We start from the raw sequence: 19,317 nt of genomic DNA, 5'->3' as shown, positions 1-19,317 counted from the left end.
TTTGGATGAACAGGCATAGTGGGCCATGTTCACAGTTCAGATCTGCCGATTCCAAATAGCCGCTTTTCTGTCGTTCTGGAAGGACTGCCTGGTGAGGGTCTCGTCGAACAAGTGGCAAGAGTCTGAAATTCGTATCAGATCTCTTGCGTATTGAACCACTTTTTCAGGGGTGGCTCGGCGGGGAGTGAGAGTTGTTCCAGAAGGTCAACTGGTGTGGTGGCGATGCGCAGGAGCAGCCGATGTTCCGGACGAACAAAACCCTCGGTAACAAGATGATCGATCTGCCCAATCAGTGGCGTAAAGAACTGCCGTGTGTTCAGAACGGCGATGGGTTTATTGTGCAGGCCCAACTGCTTCCAGGTAATGGTCTCCAGCAGTTCCTCGAGTGTGCCATAACCACCCGGAAGAGCGACAAAAGCATCGGACAGTTCCATCATCTGACGTTTGCGGGAGTGCATGGAATCGGTCACGAACAACTCAGTGCAATTGTCTTTCATGACTTCGCGCGTGGCGAGAAATTCGGGAATGATTCCGATGACCTTTCCGCCGGCCGCGATAACCGCATCGGCCATGATTCCCATCACGCCAATCGATCCGCCGCCATACACCAGATTCCAGCCCTGAGCCACCATTAGCTGGGCCAGTTCGACAGCGGCATGCTGATAATCGGGATGAAACCCGGAGCTTGAGCCACAGTAGACACAGAGATTCGGCATGACACCTTCTTGATACGTATCCCAGGCGGTCATCCACTACGCTGTTATAGTAATGAAGACAAGCTTGCCCAGGTTGTGAAGACATGCTTGCCCAAGGCTGCAAGCATGGCACAGGTCTGCAAAGCATAGTGCTCAACAGGTACGGCGCACAGAGCACCTGGATGACATCGAAAGCGTATCAGAAATTGTTACTTGAAGAACCCGCCGATCATTTCGACGAGAGCACCGCTATAGACGGCTGTCTGCCCCTGCGAAGAGATGACGCGCATCAGATCGGCGGCAATCACAGTCCCTGCCACCAGCGTCAGGGTTGAAAGTGCCAGGAGTGAAAATGTGCCAGCGCCCCATTCCTCTTCACGAGGAGTCGGTCGTCGGACACCACCGGCAGCCAGGCCGACGGCACTGGAACCTTCGACCATTTCCGAGTCCATATCGTCTTCGTCGGCATCGGCGAAGACGTTGTCGTCATCATCGTCGGCATCGTCAAATGTCACGACGTCATCGTTCTCGAGTTCGGCGACAGAGCTATCGCTGAGATCTTCGAATTCATCATCGTCGTCGACATTCCGGCTTCCCTTGCGAATGGTGGTCGCCAGATTGCCATCAAGGTCTTCGTCGTCATCGAATAAAAGCACATCAGCCTCTGTCTGATCGCGACGATTCCCTTTGGAAGGAGCAACATCGTCGAGCATGGGGACTTCGAAGGCTGTCGTCGAGACGGTGTCTTCTTCATCGTCCAGAATCAGCATCGGGGCTGTCTGGTCAAGGTCGTCACGCGCGGGAGGGGCCTTGCCGGAGTTCTTTGAACCAGAATCGCCAGCCAGCTTGGGGCTGGAATCCATCGCGAGAGTGAACTGCTCGGGCTCAGTTTTGGATTCAAACAATCGCGAGCTGCTTGAACCTGGTTTCGGTTTTTCCAGGAGAATGCCGCTATCAGCAGGGCGTCCCAGCTCCATGCCGCTGTCGCCGCCTAACCTTAAAGCACTGTCGCCAGGCAGGAACAGGCTGTCGCCCTCATCGTCATCGAGAATTGCCGAACCGCCAAAATCGCGATCTCTTTTTTCCACATCCGAGACCAGTGCGACGTCGCTATCGCTACCGGGCTTCACAATATCGCGCCCACCCACGAGACGGACATCGCTGTCAGAACCGGGAGATTTCGCGAGTTTAACGTCACTATCGGAGAGCGAGAGACGGACATCGCTATCCGAATCGGAGCGGCTCATCAGTTTGACATCGCTATCTGAACCTGGTTTTGAAGCCAGACGGACATCACTATCGGAAGGAGCCGCAGCTAACGAAATTTCCGGATCGGTGCGAACATCGCCTTCGTCGAGGGCAAAAGAGGGGGCCACCAGACGGACATCGCTGTCAGAACCCGATTCCCCTTTTCTACGCGAGGGTGTTGGCTCATTGAACAGGTTGCCATCCTCATCATCAGACAGCAGGTTGACGTCAGGATCGGAGTCGATTTGACGCCGCCGGAGGGCTTCTTCGATATCTTCCGATCGAAACTTCCAGTTGCCGCGATCGGCGAAGCCTCGCAAATCGCCTTTTTCGCGCATGCGGCCCACATCTTCCGGGCGCATGCCGAGCATTTCTGCTGCTTCTTCGAGGCTCAGATATTTCTTCGCCATTGCGATGTTACCCCAGACAGTTCATCTCGCTGATGAGGACTACAGAATTGGAAGGTCTGTCGCCTGATCGTGTTTCTGCGCCTGATCGTTATCTTGCCTCACATCGGCATCTCCTCAGGCAGACCCATTGTTCAGCCGGGAAATTCTCCAGTAAAGTCAGCCAGAATTCGCTTGCGATCCTTATGCCCCGCATACCTGTCGCAATCGCCACACCCTCTGAGGGAGGAAGTGGTGCTGAAATCTCCGGATTGGTGAAGCGAGGCACTATTTTCCGCTGCTGACCGGGCTGCTGACAAGCAGAAATCAGGGTGCGTGCGGATTTCGTGGGAATTGAGGGTTGGAATTGACGGGAGACCAGTCTTTCCCCGCGGGCCTGGCATGAATTCAGACTCCCTGGAGTGAACAGATGCCAGGGAGGAATCCTTTGGCCGGCTTGAAGGGGATCGTAAAGATCGGAAATGACGAATTTGCCGATTTCGAGTGTGGACGCCCTGAAAATTGGTCTAAGTTTTTACAATGCTTCAAATTCTTTCATGCTTTGGACTTAGTTTTGCACTGATCGATCTTTTCATTCTTACAAAAATGTGGTATTCCAGACTCTGAATGCAAAAGCTGCGCATAGGTCATGCGGGCTTTGAGTGCACGATGCACGTTGCGGTAGGGGATGGATCCATGCTGTCCGGTTTCTGGAAATTTGCCGCCCTTTCGGTCGTGGTTGGGGTCTGTTCACTCGTTGTCGTGAATGTTTACGGCCAACTCAACCAGCTTAATCAGTTGAAGCAGCCTCTGGTGCATGCGGGTGAAATCTCCGCTGAGCAAGGCGCCGAAACCTTCCCGGAACTTGATCTGGCTGTCGATGCGTCGCTGCCTCCTGTCCATGAGGCCCATGTTTCGACGAATTCGACCAAGGTAGTCCCGGGTGAGACGGCAAAAGGTCCATCTTCAAGTCGTGGACTCGATTTTCGACTGGCGGCTTATCAGGCCGGTGGGGAATTCCCCGAAGCTGACCCCACGGACGATGAGAAGCAAAGTCCTGTCGTGCGCAGTCAATCAGCCAACGAACCTGTATCGGGCCCTGCACTGGTATTGCCTCCACCGACCGTCGCCGAAAAAGACTCAGCGGCAGCCATGCCCACACCTCCTGTCCTCCCCGATCTGGATGCTCAACCACTGACAAGAACCTCAGGTTCGGCACGCACTGCACAGATCGAACCCACAAAAGAAGCTTCCGGGGTCGCACCTCGTTTATTGGAGATTCCTGATGCCCAGCCGATTCCGATCGGTCAACCGACTGTTGGTGAGAAGACCCCAGCCGGAAGCAGGATTCAACAAACCAGCGGCATCCAGAATGGTGAGGCGGATCCCTTTGCTGATGCATTCCCAGCGGACTTACCTCCATTAAAAAACAGTGCTCCAGCCAGTAGTGGACGAGAACCTGCGGGTGCTCAACCGGGTGACAATCAGCAGCCCGGTGACATGCAGCCTTATCGCCGACCATCAATGGCCCCCTCGGCACCACCGGCGGTGATCCCTGAGGCAGATCCCTTTGGGCTGGATACTCCTGCAACTCCTCCCGCTGGCAATAATAGCCGAGATCGTCTGCCATCGCGGAATCCATCGAATCGTGAATTGCCCACCGATTCCGGTCTGCCAGCCAATGGTTCTGGTCGCACAACTCCTCCAACCAGTTTGCCTGTCGATCTCGATGTTGAATTGGGTTTGCCTTCTCAGCTTCCGCCTGCAGGTTCCACGAATGCTCCGGCCACTGGTCGAAATCGGAATGAGCCCGATCGATTACGCCTGGTTGAACCTGCGATTGGCCCTGATCGTGATTTTCCCGGCGATGAAGTTCCTCGTACCGTTTTGCCTCCGCGCAATTCGGGATCACGAGATCTGGAAAACTCATCGCGAACTCTTCCGGCTGATAATGATCCCTTTGGTTCTGAGCCCGTGCGGGGACGGTTGCCGCAAGATCCTCGCGGATCAATTAGAGATGATTTCCCGCAACGACGTCCCGTGAACGAAGTGGTTGAGCCACCATTCGATTCCTCAAACCGCCCGGCACGTCCAGCCGTGCTCCCGGAACCTGGAGCAGCGGCCGAACCCACTGCGCGGGCTGTTGAACAACCGCGGGTTGTCATTGAGAAGCAGGCTCCCGCCAGTGCCGTACTGGGCCAGTCGCTGATTTATTCGGTGGTGGTAAAAAATGAAGGAACTGTGGCTGCCCGGCAGGTGATTGTCGAAGATCGAATTCCTAAAGGAACACAGCTGACGGGAACTGCTCCTCAAGCCGAGATCAGCGACAAGCGTTTGATCTGGAAGCTGGGGACTTTGACGCCCGGTGAAACCCGCACCATTCAAGTGCGAGTGACCCCGGTGGAAGAAGGACAGATTGGCAGTGTGGCACGCGTCAGTTTTGTCTCGGAAGTGGCCGCTGAAATTGTCGTGGCTGCTGCGGAAATCGATCTTCGGAGTGATGTTCCCGCAGAAGTGACTCTGGGAAAAACCTTCGAAATGACGTTCCGGGTCAAGAATCTCGGTAAAAACACGGCCAAAAATGTCATCGTGCGGGATCTGCTTCCAGAAGGAATTGATCACCCTGCGGGCAAAGATGTTGAGTATCTCGTGGGTGACCTCGCTCCCGGGGAATCTCACGATGTGTTACTCGAAGTGGTGCCAACCCGTGTGGGTCGATTGAAAAATCAGGTGACCGTGCTCGCTCAGGGAATGCGGCCCATTGAAGCTCTGAAGGAGATCGTGGTTCTGGGGAGTGGCCTGGCAATTACTCATCAGGTTCCCTCCCGTGCCATCGTGGGACGCCCGGCCCGCTTTGATAACCTGGTGCAGAATCAGGGCAGTGCGGTCTTGAGAAACATCAAAGTCGTGGAGGAAATCCCAACCGGTTACGACTTTGCGGATGCCAGTGAAGGAGGCGATTTCGATACCACAACGCGCACCGTGAGCTGGGAAATCCGTGAGCTCCCACCCGGGGCCACAAGAACATTGAGCACTCGATTGACTGCCCGCCAGACCGGTGAAGTGGCTGCCACAGTTTCTGCGATCAGTGGTGAAGGTGCGAAAGCGACTGTCAGTGCAACAGCAAAAGCCGAAGGGCTCCCTTCAATCACGATTATCCCGATGAACGAAGAGAAGCTGATTGCTGTGGGTGAACGCGTTCACTCTCGGCTCGTCGTCAAGAATCGCGGCAGCGCACCGGCTCAAAGTGTTGCACTGGCGATCGATATCCCTCCCGGCCTGAAGCTCATCAGTGTGGATGGCCCTGTACAGCACACACAGCAGGGTTCGCGGATCATTTTTCAGATTCCCGGCTCGGTGGCGGCTGGAGCCGAATTACCGTTCGAACTCGAGTTAGAAGCCTCTCGCGAAGGGGATAACCCGATCGGTGTGCAGGTGGTGGCTGAAAACATGCTCCGACCACTCCATCGAGATGACGTAATCCAGGTCATCACCGATCCCGCAGCACCAGGGTCAAATACTGCTGGAAGCCGAGCCTCCACCCGCCGATAAACGAGCCGACTGCTATCGCCAGAAATTAAAACGGCCGGGAGAACAACAGGAGATCCCGGCTGTTGTTTTGATCGATCGATCAAATGGTGCAGTCCGTCAAGCGACCAGTGACCTATACGCGTCCTTTAAACCAGAGCGGGTTAAAGGGTAGTCCAGCATGCTTGTGCGGAGCCGCAAGCATTGCACAGATGATTGAGAGCCTTAATTTCTATGCATGCCTCCCAGCCCACAGTGGTCCTGAACTTGAGAAATCAACGTTTCAGTCGCATAGTCGGTTCGAGTACTACATCTCTCGCCAGCGACCCGGTACGAGCAATGGATCGCTCAGACGCAGCATGGTTTCACATGCCACATTCGCCACCAAGTCGTTAGCATGATTCACAAACTTAGCTGCGAGTTCAGCGTCAGCCTGCTGTCCAAACCGACCGAGCAAGGCGAGCATTCTCAGCGTCTCGGATATCGTTGTCGCCACGTTGAGCCGTGACTGAAGTTGATTGGCAACTGCAGCGGTGGGGAAAGTTTGAAGAAGGAGAGCGGCACGTGCGACGTAAATATCGTCCCTGTCATCAGCACATTCATCGAGTGTGTAACTAATGGCCGATATGTCGCCACGATTTCGAAGTTCCCAATAGCACATATCCGAAAGCCGCCGCTGGTCGCTTTCCCGCACAACCGCATCTTCAGGCGATCCACGGCGATTCCCCCACTTCTGTAGCAGTGTCCGAACTTCCGGGCTATCGATTTGACGAAAGGCATCCCCAATGTCCCAGTTCTTTTCAGGGGAGCCCAGTTTGCAGTGAGATTTCAGGTAGTCAACTAACTCAGCTGTGTAAATATGTGTGTAGTACTCGCCACATCGCCACCCACGCATCCAGGAAAGGCGGCCAAGTCGTTCACACAGCCACTCAGAGCCGTCCAGTCGTGAACTTGCATGCTTGATCACCTCTGCGACTGCCGTGGGAGAGCCACAACAGAGGAGGGCTTCAAATATGTGGTCCTCAATGCCGTCCCCTTTTTGAAGTTGATGAAGACGGCCTAGGGCGGACTCGGCTTCTGAGTTCCCAATCAGGCCGAGGCTCGCAATCGCTTGCAGCCCGACCCATTCGTCAGAATGCTCAGTGGCAAGCTTCTCCAGAAGCGGCACTGCAGCCACGTCCCTCAAATCACCTAACGCATGAGCGGCTGACGACTTGGCCGATTGGTCATCGGTGGTGACCGCTTCGGAAAGAATCTCCCGTAGACGAGGTGCCGAGCGGATCGCCCCGTATTCTCCAAGCCGTGTCGCCGTTGATGCACACAGTTCAGGCAAGTCGAGGCAATCTAGAAGGATCTCTTCGATCTCTGCATTCGGGTAACGGGGAAGCAGTCTCAGTAATTTTTGGCGAATTGCAACGTCGGTTGATTGCCGCCACCATCTCAACCACTCGTCGGCACTCACGCAACTTCGTTCCTCACCGTGATCCAACTCAATCCAGCCACTCCGCTTGGAAGCGGCTATTGCGGCAGGGTACAGCAGCGATACGGCATGAGCTCGTTTTGCTAAGTGAATAGCAATCCATGATACGTCTGGATTGGCATTTTCGATGAGTTGTTTAATATGCGGCTCAAAAGCAGGCGTTAAAAGGTAGCGCACGTCACTAACCACGAAGTGGACCAGTCCGATCAATTCGTTCCGAGCATCGTTATTAGCATGATCGTCTGGCAGCGGAGCGAGACGGTCCCCAATCGCTTTCACAGACTGGGCGAAGAGCCTTCCAGCTGCATCCGATCCGAGGGCAATCAGGGCGTGGTTCTCGTAGTGCTCGAGCAGTACGTTCTGGGTGAGTCGGGAAGCCAAGTGATCCACAAGACGGCAATCGCCTAGATAGGCCAGCACTGTCACTGCATTGACATGTTCCTTCGTACCAGTGGCACTTGAGAGTTGTAGGACGGACTGATCCGCCAGGGCAAGCCGGAATTCAAATGTCGCATCACGAATGAATGCCAAGAGATCCTTAAAGTAGTAAGTGTCGTTGCCTTGGCGCGTGCCGAACCACTGCCAGCGGTATACAAAAGCCGCGGCGGGAGCATAGCTAAGTTTTGTAAATGCTGTCGCGCCGAGGGACTTCAGGTCGTTGTGAAGGTCAGCAGGAGGGAGAAGATGCTTCCCAAGTACGTCGATAGCTTCTTGACAGTTCAACTCTCCGAGCAGAGTTATCGCCATCGCAGCCCGAACACGATGACGGTCTGTGATTTGAGCACCGAGTTCACCTGCGATTCTTGTCCTGACTTCTGCCGTGTAGCAATCCGGATGTGCTCGCACAACAATGGCAGCTTTTATTGGAGACGCTTCCAGTAGCCGCTGGATGAACTCGTGACGAACATCCTCGCCGATGAGCCGGGACCCTATTCGCACAAGCCTGGAGTACGCCGTCGTAAACGGAAGCTGCGAGAAGGCTTCCGCTATATGTGCAGGGTTGCTCTTGATGTCCTCGACATCCGCTTCAGCCCGGTAGAAGTCCTGGACTGTTTCAACCGTAAATCTGATGCGATCGGATTGGTTTGGCAGGCTTTCCAGGATGCCCGCTTCAATCATCCGTTGAAGGATTGGACCCGGCGGATGTGAGGAGTCAAAACGAGGCACTTCCGATAGTTCGTCCACGGATACGGAGCAATGACTGGTTTCGGCAATCCGGCTCGCCACCATTCGAAGCGCTTGTTGAAAGTGGCTGCGGGTGATCCGCTCACTTGTAAGCGTCTCTGCATCGAGGCGGTGATTCAACCAACACTCCAACAGGGCCGCCCTCGTTACCTTCTTCGGCGAAAGACCTTCTTGCATCTGAAGGTCAAGAAACACTCGGAGCGTGAATGGATGACGTAATTCTTCTCTCGCATCGGCTGGCAAGATAGCCAACTCCGAACGAGTCCGGCCAGCCCGCAGCCATGCCGCCTCAAGCTCTCCTTCGTTGAAGCGGTCAGGAAGCGGAAGGCCCGCAGCCGGATCACTCTTTTCGACTTGCAAGCGTTCAGCGACTTTCACCGGCGAGCGGTCGTCGAGGTTCGAGGTGGGCATCCATTTGACCCAAGACGAGTCCACACAGGTTTGCCAAAACTCCCGACGTGAGGTCACCACCAAAATGCTGACCTGGCACAATTTCGACCTCAACCAGAAGGTGATTGCTTTGCGTACGGCCTCTGGATTGTGTGCTTCATCTAATCCATCCAGCACTACCGTCAGGGGCACTGAACCGGACAGCAGCTTGGACAAAGCCGCCTCTTCGATCACACGGGTAGATGGATCCAGGAACCCTTGGGCATAGTTTATCACGGCGGCAACGAGTTTGTCCTCCGGACCGAACTCGATATCTCGGGCCTGAATGAGCAGAACCGGAAGAACCGCCCCAAGTGTGCGGGTGAGCTCACAAACCAGACTGGTCTTCCCAACCCCAGAGTCGTTCACGAGTGCGATCAATCGGATAGGGGCAACACGCCGGTCGCTGCTGTCATTGTACCGGTACGCCGACTGCCACACCCGATATAGCTCTCTGTCGGAACTCCGGTGAGAATACCTTTCTGGGTCATACCTGCCGCTCCCTCTTATGTAATCGATTGCAGTCTGCGAGGCCATTCGACAGCTGGCAAGGATACTAGACCCAGAGAGGCGGGAGTAAGGGATGCCTAGATGGTTGTGTCTCAGGTCTTGATGATCCGTATCGAGCAGTTGGCTAATTTCCCGCCCGTCGATCACCCGGAGGATTGCTTTGCCAGCTGCCGCACGTGCCTCTGAAAGCCAATCAATTGTCTTGTCCTGGGGGCCATCTCGGTCGGCATTGTGCGGAATGACTACAACCACCCCGGTCGCCATCGGACAAGCCGCAACAGCCTCCCCGACGTCTTGCACCACTTTGTTCCACCAACCAGATCGTTGCACTGTGTAACAAACCGCCACGCTACAAGTCGCAGCGGTCTCTCCAACATAGGAATCTGGCTGGCCTTTGATGCTCTCCCCACGTTCGTTCAAACCGTGGGTTCGAAGACGCCGGTATCGGGATTCGCTCCTGCGTAGCAGGTCGTCACCAAGCCGATGAAACTGGCCATCATTTAGTCGCTGAATTTCGTCGAGAGTGCCCATGCCCAATAGTGTAAGCCGTATTTGGCATTTGTCAGTAGGGAATGAAAGCAAAACCTTTGAACAACGTACTGGGAGGCCTTGCGCTCGAAAAACTCCAAATCCCGTCAGCAAATTGGAGAAACCACACACTTTTCACTCAACCCAACGGGCTGGTTTGATCCTTGTGGTTACCAAGAACACGGCAGGCGGGAGCCTGCCCTACTTGATAACGACAGCGGCAAGATGGTGCATTGCGTAAGAACTTCATGCACCCTACATGGCTGGGCCACCGAGGGAGGTCAATTAAGTTGGTGGGTTGCGCAGAGCCTTAACCCACCCTACCCGGCTACCCGGCTATGTTCGGTCATGAGAATAGTCCGCCAATCAAATATCATAATACATGGCAAATTCGAAGGGGTGGGGGCGTTGTCTGAGAGCTTCGATTTCTTTTTCAGACTTGTACCAGATCCAGGTATCAATCACGTCTTCAGTGAAGACATCACCCCTGAGTAGAAACTCATGATCTTTACGTAACGCCAGCAGCGACTCATCGAGTGAAAGTGGCGTGCGGGCGACATCCACGAGTTCTTCCGGTGCCAGATCGTAGATATCTTTATCGAGTGGTGGGCCGGGATCGATCCGGTTTTCAATGCCATCCAGGGCCGCCATCAGCATGGCCGACATCGCCAGATAAGAGTTGCTGGAAGGATCCGGGCAACGGAATTCAAAGCGCTTGTTTTCAGGTCGTGGGGAATGGACCGGAATGCGAATGGCGGCTGAGCGATTGCGGCTGCTATAGGTGAGGTTGACCGGTGCTTCATATCCCGGAACCAGGCGTTTGTAGCTGTTGGTGGTGGGGCAGGCAAAAGCCATGACAGAATAAGCATGCTTGAGAATTCCGCCAATCGCATAGAGGGCGGTATCGCTGAGGCCGGCATAGCCTGAACCTGCGAAAAGATTTTGAGCATCCTTCCAGAGTGAGAAGTGAAGATGCATCCCGGAACCGGCATCATTCCAGATGGGCTTGGGCATGAAGGTCGCGGTCTTGCCATGCCGGGCGGCGACGTTCTTGACGATGTACTTATAGAGCAGTAGCTGGTCTGCACTCTGAACCAGAGGTGCAAACTTGAGATCAACCTCGCATTGACCGCCCGATGCGACCTCGTGATGTTGAGCTTCGACACCCACACCGCATTCCTGAAGCCTGAGCATGATCTCGGTACGGAGTTCCTGCAGAGTGTCGGTGGGAGGCACCGGGAAGTAACCTTCGCCATAGCGAATTTTGTGTCCACGATTACCGCCAGCTTCCACACGGCCGCGATTCCACTGGCCTTCCTGACTGTCGATGTAATAGAAGGCGTGCTGCTGGCTGCTGTCGAAGCGGACATCGTCGAACACAAAGAACTCGCATTCCGGACCGAAATTGGCCGTATCGGCAATGCCGGTAGAACGCATGTACCGTTCGGCTTTGCGGGCCACGTTGCGTGGGTCTTTGGCGTAGTCTTCCCGAGTGATGGGATCCTGAATGTTGCACGTCATGGCGAGCGTGCGTGTCATAAACGGATCGACAATCGCGGTGGAAGCCTCGGGAACGACCAGCATGTCGCTCTCGTTAATGGCCTGCCATCCGCGAATCGAGGAACCATCAAAGCCAAAGCCTTCGTCAAAGCTCTGCTCCGTCAGTTCGGAAACGGGGATGGTAAAGTGCTTTTGCAGCCCCGGAAAATCCATGAATCGCAGATCGACGGCGTAGATCTCACGTTCCCGGCAGAGCGCGAGAACTTCACGGGGTGTCATATCAGTCACGAAAGGCAACTCCTGGCGCAAGGAGGTAACAGAAATCAGTTCTCCATAGTTAAGCAAACGCTATACCAATAGGCAATGCTGCATTGTTGTCACACAATCGCGGGTGATTTCGTTAGAAAAACGTAATCTTACCTGCCTTGTTTTTGTGCATTTGCCGCAATTTCTGCGCGGTGGTCATGCAGGTTTTCTGGCAGAATCTGGTGATTAAATCGTGCTATTCGCTCTGACGGAATGTGGTCGCTGGACCAGAAAACAAGACTTCTGGCAACGTCAGCGGAGTTTGCGAGCCGAGCTGAATCACCCAGTCTGCCCAGGATAATGCCACGGGATGGATGTCGGCCAGCCAGACGGTGTGGCCAATGCTGACCAGTTCCAGAAAGGCATGCATTAATTGGTGAGCATCCTGATCGTGCAGGCCCATGGTGGGCTCATCGCAGATAAAAATGCCATTTTCGACGGGCTGACCAAGTGCCAGGGCCAGTTTGATGCGTTGTCGTTCTCCGCCGGAGAGTGACTTCAAAGTTTGCCCCAGGCGCAGGTATCTCAATCCTGTGCGAGAGAGCGTCGTGAGCATGCTTTGAAGTTTGTGGTGCCCTTTGAAGTAGGTGAGGGCTTCCGCGACAGTCAGATCAAGTGCTTCCGCAATATTCAGCCCCCGGTAGCGAATCTCCAGAGCATCGCGGCGGTAACGCTTCCCGTGACAGTTCGGGCAGGTCATCGAGGCTTCATTGAAAAAGGTGAGATCGGCAGAGATCTGGCCAGTCCCCTTGCATTGAGAGCAGCGTCCACTCTGGGCAACATGCAGGCTGAAGAACCTGGCTGTCAATTGCCGGTTTTTGGCTTCTGGTGTCTGGCCGAAGAGTGCTCGAACTTCTCCGAAAAGATCGAGCAAGCCGATCAGCATCTGGCTAGGCTGTCCTTTCAATGGTGACGAATCGACCATCCAGAGGGGATGGCCAGCGAGTGCAGGAAGTGTGTCTCCATGGGAAGTCGGCTGAAGAGCATCGATGAGTGCCGCTGATTTCCCAGATCCATGCGGACCCGTGACGACGCAGAGCAGACCCAGTGGAAGCTTCCATTGAAATTGCTGGAGATTTTTGAGGTTGATCGGGCCGGGATCGATCCAGCCGGCGGGTTCCCGCAAGACCCTTGGTGCAGTGAGTTTGACCTGATCATGTTCCGGCCATGGCTGAGTTGGCGCAGGAGAAGAACCAGCGTAAACGATGCGGCCTCCTTCACTGCCAGCTCCCGGGCCCATTTCGATCACAAAGTTGGCTCGTTTTTTCGCCAGGGGATGGTGCTCGACCATGAGCAGGCTGTTGCCACTCTTTAAGAGGCTCTGGATGGCGTCGAGCACGATGCACGCTGTCTGGTCATCCAGTCCGGCGAGTGGCTCATCCAGAATATAGAGCGTATTGACCAGACCCGCTGAGAGGAGCGGGATGAGCCTGGCCCGACGATATTCAGTTCCCGAAAGACCACTGACGCTTCGGAAAAGCGGCAGGTGATCCAATCCGAGCCTGCGGCACCATTCAATTCTCTGGAGAACATGCTCCCACAAGGATTGATCTCGCAGGTTCGAAGTCTCTTCGAAACTCCCAGAAGCGAAGTATTCCTTCCGGGCTTGCTGAAGCAAATACTCGAGTTGATCCAGCGATTGTTTGCCAGCATTTTGCCAACTGACATTCCCCAGGCTCAATGACTGCTGGAAGATCGTCGAGGGTGAGACGGTGCTTGCTATGGTTTGTGAGGCTGGTGGGGTTTGTGGGGGGGGCTCATCATCGAGCAGTGCCAGTTGTGGCTTCGGGAAATCTCGCTGGCAAGGTTCGCATCGGTAACGTGTGTTGAACTCGTGCCGGTACCACGCCTGGCCATCAATTGTGCAGGCAAGATAGGCGCTTTCCGGTAGAGGAGTTTGTGCCCAAAGACCGATCGCGCCGGCCCCGTATCGCATGGCTGTTTCACAGCTTTCGAGCATGCGTTCGATGGTTTGTGAGCCTGCGATTAAGCGATCAACAATGACGGCGACAAGTTCGAAATGCTGTGGCAGATCCTTAGAAAATTCGTGAGTGACAAAGTTTTCGGAGAGAGCTTCTGTTTGAAAGAGACCTCGGCGAAAACCTTGCTGACGGAGTTCTTCGATGAGAGCCTGATGTGCTTTTTCTGTTGGTAAGCGAGGCGGTGCGGTACGCTTCGTTGAATTCCGGCTGGGACCTGCAGTTTGTGAGTCGAAAGATAATTGAAGAGCCGATTTTTCCGGTACCTTCATGGTCACCAGAATTCGTGTTCCCTGTGGGAGTTTTGCAAGCCGCTGGGCCACCTCTGCCGGAGAGGATGAAGTGATTTTACGCTGGCAAGTGGGACAGATCACGCTGCCACAGCGGAGAAACAGCAGCTTCAAATGGTCGGCAATGCTGGTCACAGAGCCGAAGTTTTGAGCATCGACATACTGGCTTCGAGATTTGTCACCTGTCTGGGCGAGTTGTCGCAGGGCGATTGTCGGCGGAATGTTTTCCAGTCGATCGACGGCAGGACGCTCGAACTTTTCGAGAAGTTGCCTCGTGGCCAGTGAAAAAGTTTCGATGTAACTCCGCTGACCTTCTGCAAACAGTGTATCGAAGGCCAGGCTCGACTTCCCTGAACCACTCACCCCGCTGACCACGACGAGCTGCTGCAGGGGAATCTCGATATCGACTCCCTGCAGATTGTGCACGTAAAGATTGCGGATCAGGATAGGTGCGGGATTCATGCCTGTCATTCTCGTCGCAGGAGTCGGTTTCTGGCAACTTTATCCAGTCGTGTCCGAGTGCGGCAGGAATTGCCGCTTCATCTTGACCGAAACTGTCAAATCGCCAGAATTCGATGATTGATCGGGACCAACCCGTCACGATGAGACTGTATCGGAAGAACAGATCAACGCTGGTCGATGGAATAGTGTCGAGTGCGACAGGAACCACTCGCCTTCAGTCAGGCAGAATCAGGCACACCAATTGACGAAACGGGTCAATTTTTGAGAGGTGGAATCGAGTGATTTTGAAGTGCTCGTCAGCACTCAGCAATGCGATATTCAACGATGGCTGGACAACGAGTTGAGATGAACCGCAGACTGGCAGGAAGCTGGTAGCGGCAGCGCAAGGAGGCGCCGAATTATGCCACCACAGCATGCTCTCCCGGCATCACTGAGTCTGAAAGATCATCTACCGACCGCAGAGTTAATGGGGGCGGGTGACATCTACTTCAACGATGTCACACTCGACAGTCGTGAGTGTCGCCCGAAAACATTGTTTGTGGCTGCACCAGGTCGAAATAGTCATGGCAGCCAGTTTCTCGAAGAGGCCATTTCCCGCGGCGCTGTGGGAGTGGTGACTTCTCAAGTCTTACCGAATTGCCCGCTTCCCCAGTGTGTCGTGGCGAATCCTCGGGCGGCTTATGCTTATCTCTCGCAATCGCTGTACGGTCATCCCGCCAGCCGCCTGAGAATGATGGGAGTCACGGGGACCAATGGAAAAACGACAGTCAGTTGGATGACGAGAGCGCTGATGGCCAAATCCGGGTATCGGACGGGCTTATTGGGAACCGTGGAATACTTTGATGGTTATCGTGCAGAGCCCTCGGTATTGACGACTCCTGATGCGAAATTGATGGCTTTCTGGCAGCATCGCATGGTCAGCCGGGGGACAACTCATCTGGCCATGGAACTTTCGAGTCACTCTCTGGATCAATCGCGAGCCGCAGCGTTACCACTTGATTGTGCAATTGTTACCAATATCACGCACGATCATCTCGATTATCATGGTGATTTTGCCAGTTATCGCGAAGCCAAAGCCCGGATTCTGGATCTCGTTAAGCCAGGCGGAACCATCGCATTGCATATCAACGACCCGGGAGCCGCCTCGCTGGCGAGTCTGGTGCCTGCGGAATGCCGTCTGATTCGCTATGGCGTGAATGTCGATGCCGAGCTCTCGGCTCAGATTCTGAGTGAATCCTTAAGCGGGACGACATTCCGTGTGCAGTACCAGGGCCAGGTGATGCAGATGAAGCTGCGGATTCTGGGGCGGCACAACATCGAGAACGCACTGGCAGCTTTAGCTGCCGGGCTGGCCTGGAAAGTTCCCTTTTTATCGATGGCAGAAGCCTTGGAAGAGTTTCGGCCAGTGCCGGGAAGAATGGAACGCTGCACTTGGGGTGAACCGTTTGATATTTTTGTGGATTACGCTCACACCCCTGATGCATTGAGCAGAGCGTTATGTTCGCTGCGCGGGCTGACGAGAGGCCGGTTGATTTGTGTCTTTGGGGCTGGCGGAGATCGCGATGCCACCAAACGGCCACTGCTGGGTCGTGCTGCCAGCCAGGCCGATGTCGCCATCGTTACCAGTGATAATCCGCGATCAGAAAACCCCGAAAAGATCATTCAGCAGATTTGTGATGGGGTGCCTGCTCAACAAGTCGAAGTCGTGATTGAAGTCGACCGAAAGCTGGCAATTCAACATGCCATTGAGCAGGCGTTGCCCGGTGACATGATACTGATTGCCGGGAAGGGACATGAGAGCGAGCAGATTATCGGAGCCAGTCATCTCCCTTTCGATGATCGGCGAGTGGTGCGTGAGCTGCTGGAAAATCGATCCAAGGAATCTTTGAATCGGTTGCCACCAGCCAAATCTTTCATTGCAAACTCTTATTCAGCAAGTGGTTGTAGCGATATGGCTCCCGCTTCTTCGCCCATGGGGATGGCTTTACAGACGGAAGCCATTCTGCCCAATCCCGCCGCTGTCGAAACAGATTCCTTGCAGCGTGTGAGTGCCTGATGCCGACGATACCCAACGACTTTTCTGGATCGAAGCAGGACAGGGATAGCGAGCTGTTGCGTCTTCGCCCGCATCTTCATCGAAAGCCTGATGTACTCATGATCTGCAGCTTAACGCCGGGTTTGAATGGTGTTGCATTCATCGTGGAGGCGCGATGAAACGACATCCGCTTGAAGTTCTGGCAACGATCCTTTGCGGGACAATTCTGGGTGATCAGCGAACTGTCGCTGCCGCGGAAAAGAAATTCTCGGGCCGGGTATCGATCGATTCGAGAAAGCTCAAAGAAGGAGATCTGTTTCTCGCTCTGTCAACGGGTCAGCGGGATGGGCATTTGTTCTTGAGTGATGCCGCGAAGGCTGGTGCCGCTTTTGCCATTATTGAACGTCACTTCGAGGCGGAGTTCGCTTCGCTCAAGTTATCGATGCCGGCTGTGGTAGTGGCAGATTCGGTTCTGGCTTTGCAGTTACTCGCTGCGAGTCATCGCGATGAGTTTGATGGCCTGGTCGTGGGCATTACCGGGAGCGTGGGAAAAACGAGTACACGTTCGATGCTCTACGAAGTGTTGCAGGCCAGATACTCGGGTCGGCAAAGCCCGGCGAATTTCAACAATACACTGGGGTTGCCGTTATCAATTCTTGAACTTGAATGTACTCGGGATGAGTTTGCAGTTCTTGAAATGGGGGCCGGCCAGCGAGGGGATATTGCGCGACTGTGTGAGATCGCCCAGCCCGAAATGGGTGTCATCACCTCGATTGGTCTGGCTCACCTGGCAACGTTTGGGACACCGCTCAGCGTGGCCGAATCGAAGGCAGAACTGTTTGAATCGTTGCCGGAAAATGGAGTGGCATTCTTTCCGGGGCATGATCCATTTGCTCTGGTTCTGAAAGATAAGGCCCATTGCCGTACGGTGACTGTCGGTGAAGATACCGTCAACGACTGGACGATTCAGCAGGTTCGTGCTGTCAGGGATGGCTATCGATTTGTGATGGATGGCCAGGACTACTTCATTCGAACGGTCGCCCGCCATTTTGTTCAGAATGCAGGTCTGGCGATTGCCGTGGGGCGTGAAGTGGGAATCTCGAATGCCGAGATCGCCGATCAATTGGCGAAGTGGCAGCCTGTGAGTGGTCGCTGTTCGCTGATTCCACATCCATCACTGACGATTCTGGATGATTGCTACAATGCGAGCCCTTCGGCCATGGCAGCGGCTCTACGCACATTAGAAGAGCTGGGAGAGCGCGAAGAAACCCGTACCATCGCAGTGCTGGGCGATATGGCCGAGTTAGGTGAGATCAGTGAGCGGGAACACCGTCGTGTGGGACAATTGGCTGGCGGGCTTTCGATCGATTTTATCCTGGCTGTGGGCCAGCATGCAGACCTGATTGCTAAAGCGGCCAAGGCGACGAATCTTTCATTACATCGGTTGGCTGTCGCTCGAGATGTTGAAATGGCGTGGATGCTGCTGGAATGCTGGATCGAAGAGGGCGATGTGATTCTTGTGAAAGGGTCACGTTCGATGGGGCTGGAACGAATTGTCGAGAACCTGCGATCATTTCAACCCGCAGTCCGAGACCGATTCCATCGACTTTCGGCATGAGCCCATTCGATTCAAAACGGTTATCAAGGCATCGACCGTGGGATAGAAAAACCTCTGGCAGCGAGAGGCGTTTCTCTCAGGAGAGTTTTGAGATATCCATAAACTGTTCGCGAATCACATCAAACATGTGCTCGCAGGAGATGAAGGCGTCCACAATATCCGGGTCGAAATGAGTCCCGGAAGAATTGACGATAATCTCACGAGTGACTTCGGGAGAACAGGCTTCCTTGTAAACGCGTTTGGTGGTTAACGCATCGTAGACATCGGCCAGTGCCACAATCCGGGCAGCCAGTGGAATCTCTGTTCCTTTAAGACCGGCGGGATAGCCTGAGCCATCGAATTTTTCATGATGGCTGGCAGCGATGTCTCGGGCGACTTGCAGAAATCTGGCTTCGGGCATGCGTTCGAGTGCTGAAGACAGCGTTTCCGAGCCTAACGTCGTATGTCGCTTCATGACTTCAAATTCTTCACTCGTCAGCTTCCCCGGCTTGAGGAGTACGCTATCGGGCACACCGACTTTACCGATATCGTGCAGCGGACTGGTGAGGAAGACCAGACGGATGAACTCGGCGTCGATCATGTCGCGATAACGCTCTGAGCGGCTCAATTCATCGGCCAGAACTCGTGAATAATGCTGAACACGTTCCAGATGGTGGCCCGTATCCGGATCTCTGGATTCGGTGAGTTTGGCGAGCGAGTGAATGAGGACTTCACGAGTTTCCAGCGAGAGAACTCTGACTCCGGCTCTTAACCTCACCAGAAGTTCTTCGGGATCGAAGGGTTTGTTCACAAAATCATCGGCGCCGGCAATCATCCCTTCCACCAGCGACTCCCGGCTATTATGGCTGGTAAGCAGCAGGACATAGACATAGCTGACGAAGTCCTGAGAGCGGACGGCTCTGCAGAGGTCGATTCCGCTCATGCCGGGCATATCCCAGTCAGAAATCACGAGTCGACAGGGTTCTTGCGAAAGAATCTCCAGAGCCGTCGTTCCATTATGGGCACGAAGGACCTCGTACCCTGCAGGTACTAACGTATGTTCGAGCATTTCGAGGATCATGTCGTCATCATCAACAATCAGGATTTTCATCTCTGACGCTCCTTGTTACCGGAGAACCACACGATCACCAATAGACGA

General features: G+C 54.4%; 9 protein-coding genes. 3 read left to right on the top strand and 6 right to left on the bottom strand.

Annotated elements, in window-relative coordinates:
- Positions 1-134 precede the first annotated feature (134 nt).
- Together PLIM_RS03660 and PLIM_RS22360 are read right to left on the bottom strand one after the other, a co-directional pair.
- Positions 135-716: an LOG family protein gene (locus PLIM_RS03660; RefSeq protein WP_041402835.1), complete on the bottom strand. Its 582-nt coding sequence runs from the start codon at positions 714-716 to the stop codon at positions 135-137.
- A gap of 188 nt (positions 717-904) precedes the next feature.
- Positions 905-2,353 (bottom strand): helix-turn-helix domain-containing protein, encoded by a 1,449-nt coding sequence (locus PLIM_RS22360; protein WP_013108966.1) that lies wholly within the window; start codon positions 2,351-2,353, stop codon positions 905-907.
- A gap of 672 nt (positions 2,354-3,025) precedes the next feature.
- Between PLIM_RS22360 and PLIM_RS03650 the strand changes: the two genes are divergently transcribed.
- The gene (locus PLIM_RS03650) at positions 3,026-5,881 is read left to right on the top strand and encodes a DUF11 domain-containing protein (RefSeq protein WP_013108963.1); all 2,856 of its coding nucleotides are present in this window, start codon (positions 3,026-3,028) and stop codon (positions 5,879-5,881) included.
- 283 nt (positions 5,882-6,164) lie between these two features.
- Here PLIM_RS03650 and PLIM_RS03645 read toward each other — a convergent pair whose 3' ends face one another.
- From PLIM_RS03645 to PLIM_RS03635, 3 genes are all read right to left on the bottom strand, one after another.
- On the bottom strand, positions 6,165-9,320 hold the full coding sequence (locus PLIM_RS03645; protein ID WP_196349523.1) for a HEAT repeat domain-containing protein: 3,156 nt from the start codon (positions 9,318-9,320) through the stop codon (positions 6,165-6,167).
- Positions 9,321-10,355: 1,035 nt separating this feature from the next.
- On the bottom strand, positions 10,356-11,768 hold the full coding sequence (glnA, locus tag PLIM_RS03640) for a type I glutamate--ammonia ligase (protein WP_041401064.1): 1,413 nt from the start codon (positions 11,766-11,768) through the stop codon (positions 10,356-10,358).
- Positions 11,769-11,991: 223 nt separating this feature from the next.
- The gene (locus PLIM_RS03635) at positions 11,992-14,526 is read right to left on the bottom strand and encodes an ATP-binding cassette domain-containing protein (protein WP_013108960.1); all 2,535 of its coding nucleotides are present in this window, start codon (positions 14,524-14,526) and stop codon (positions 11,992-11,994) included.
- Between the two features lie 400 nt (positions 14,527-14,926).
- On the opposite strand from PLIM_RS03635, the gene PLIM_RS03630 reads away from it, so the two are divergent.
- Both PLIM_RS03630 and PLIM_RS03625 read left to right on the top strand, forming a co-directional pair.
- Positions 14,927-16,582, top strand: a complete 1,656-nt coding sequence (locus PLIM_RS03630; protein ID WP_013108959.1) for a UDP-N-acetylmuramoyl-L-alanyl-D-glutamate--2,6-diaminopimelate ligase — start codon at positions 14,927-14,929, stop codon at positions 16,580-16,582.
- A 154-nt stretch (positions 16,583-16,736) separates the two neighbouring features.
- Positions 16,737-18,179 (top strand): UDP-N-acetylmuramoyl-tripeptide--D-alanyl-D-alanine ligase, encoded by a 1,443-nt coding sequence (locus PLIM_RS03625; RefSeq protein WP_013108958.1) that lies wholly within the window; start codon positions 16,737-16,739, stop codon positions 18,177-18,179.
- A 76-nt stretch (positions 18,180-18,255) separates the two neighbouring features.
- On the opposite strand, the gene PLIM_RS03620 is transcribed toward PLIM_RS03625, so the two are convergent.
- A complete protein-coding gene (locus PLIM_RS03620) occupies positions 18,256-19,269 on the bottom strand; it encodes an HD domain-containing phosphohydrolase (RefSeq protein WP_013108957.1) in 1,014 nt (337 codons plus the stop codon).
- Positions 19,270-19,317 lie beyond the last annotated feature (48 nt).

This window comes from Planctopirus limnophila DSM 3776 (assembly GCF_000092105.1).
Taxonomy (GTDB): domain Bacteria; phylum Planctomycetota; class Planctomycetia; order Planctomycetales; family Planctomycetaceae; genus Planctopirus; species Planctopirus limnophila.
The sequence above is the reverse complement of the archived record's forward strand: the minus strand, read 5'-3'. Positions and strand labels throughout refer to the sequence as shown.

Excerpts from the sequence above, each read along its gene's own strand:
- PLIM_RS03660 (WP_041402835.1), bottom strand. The coding sequence starts at position 716 with ATGCCGAATCTCTGTGTCTACTGTGGCTCAAGCTCCGGGTTTCATCCC.
- PLIM_RS03630 (WP_013108959.1), top strand. The coding sequence starts at position 14,927 with ATGCCACCACAGCATGCTCTCCCGGCATCACTGAGTCTGAAAGATCAT.
- PLIM_RS03625 (WP_013108958.1), top strand. The coding sequence starts at position 16,737 with ATGAAACGACATCCGCTTGAAGTTCTGGCAACGATCCTTTGCGGGACA.
- PLIM_RS03620 (WP_013108957.1), bottom strand. The coding sequence starts at position 19,269 with ATGAAAATCCTGATTGTTGATGATGACGACATGATCCTCGAAATGCTC.
- PLIM_RS03650 (WP_013108963.1), top strand. The coding sequence starts at position 3,026 with ATGCTGTCCGGTTTCTGGAAATTTGCCGCCCTTTCGGTCGTGGTTGGG.
- PLIM_RS22360 (WP_013108966.1), bottom strand. The coding sequence starts at position 2,353 with ATGGCGAAGAAATATCTGAGCCTCGAAGAAGCAGCAGAAATGCTCGGC.
- glnA (WP_041401064.1), bottom strand. The coding sequence starts at position 11,768 with ATGACACCCCGTGAAGTTCTCGCGCTCTGCCGGGAACGTGAGATCTAC.
- PLIM_RS03635 (WP_013108960.1), bottom strand. The coding sequence starts at position 14,526 with ATGAATCCCGCACCTATCCTGATCCGCAATCTTTACGTGCACAATCTG.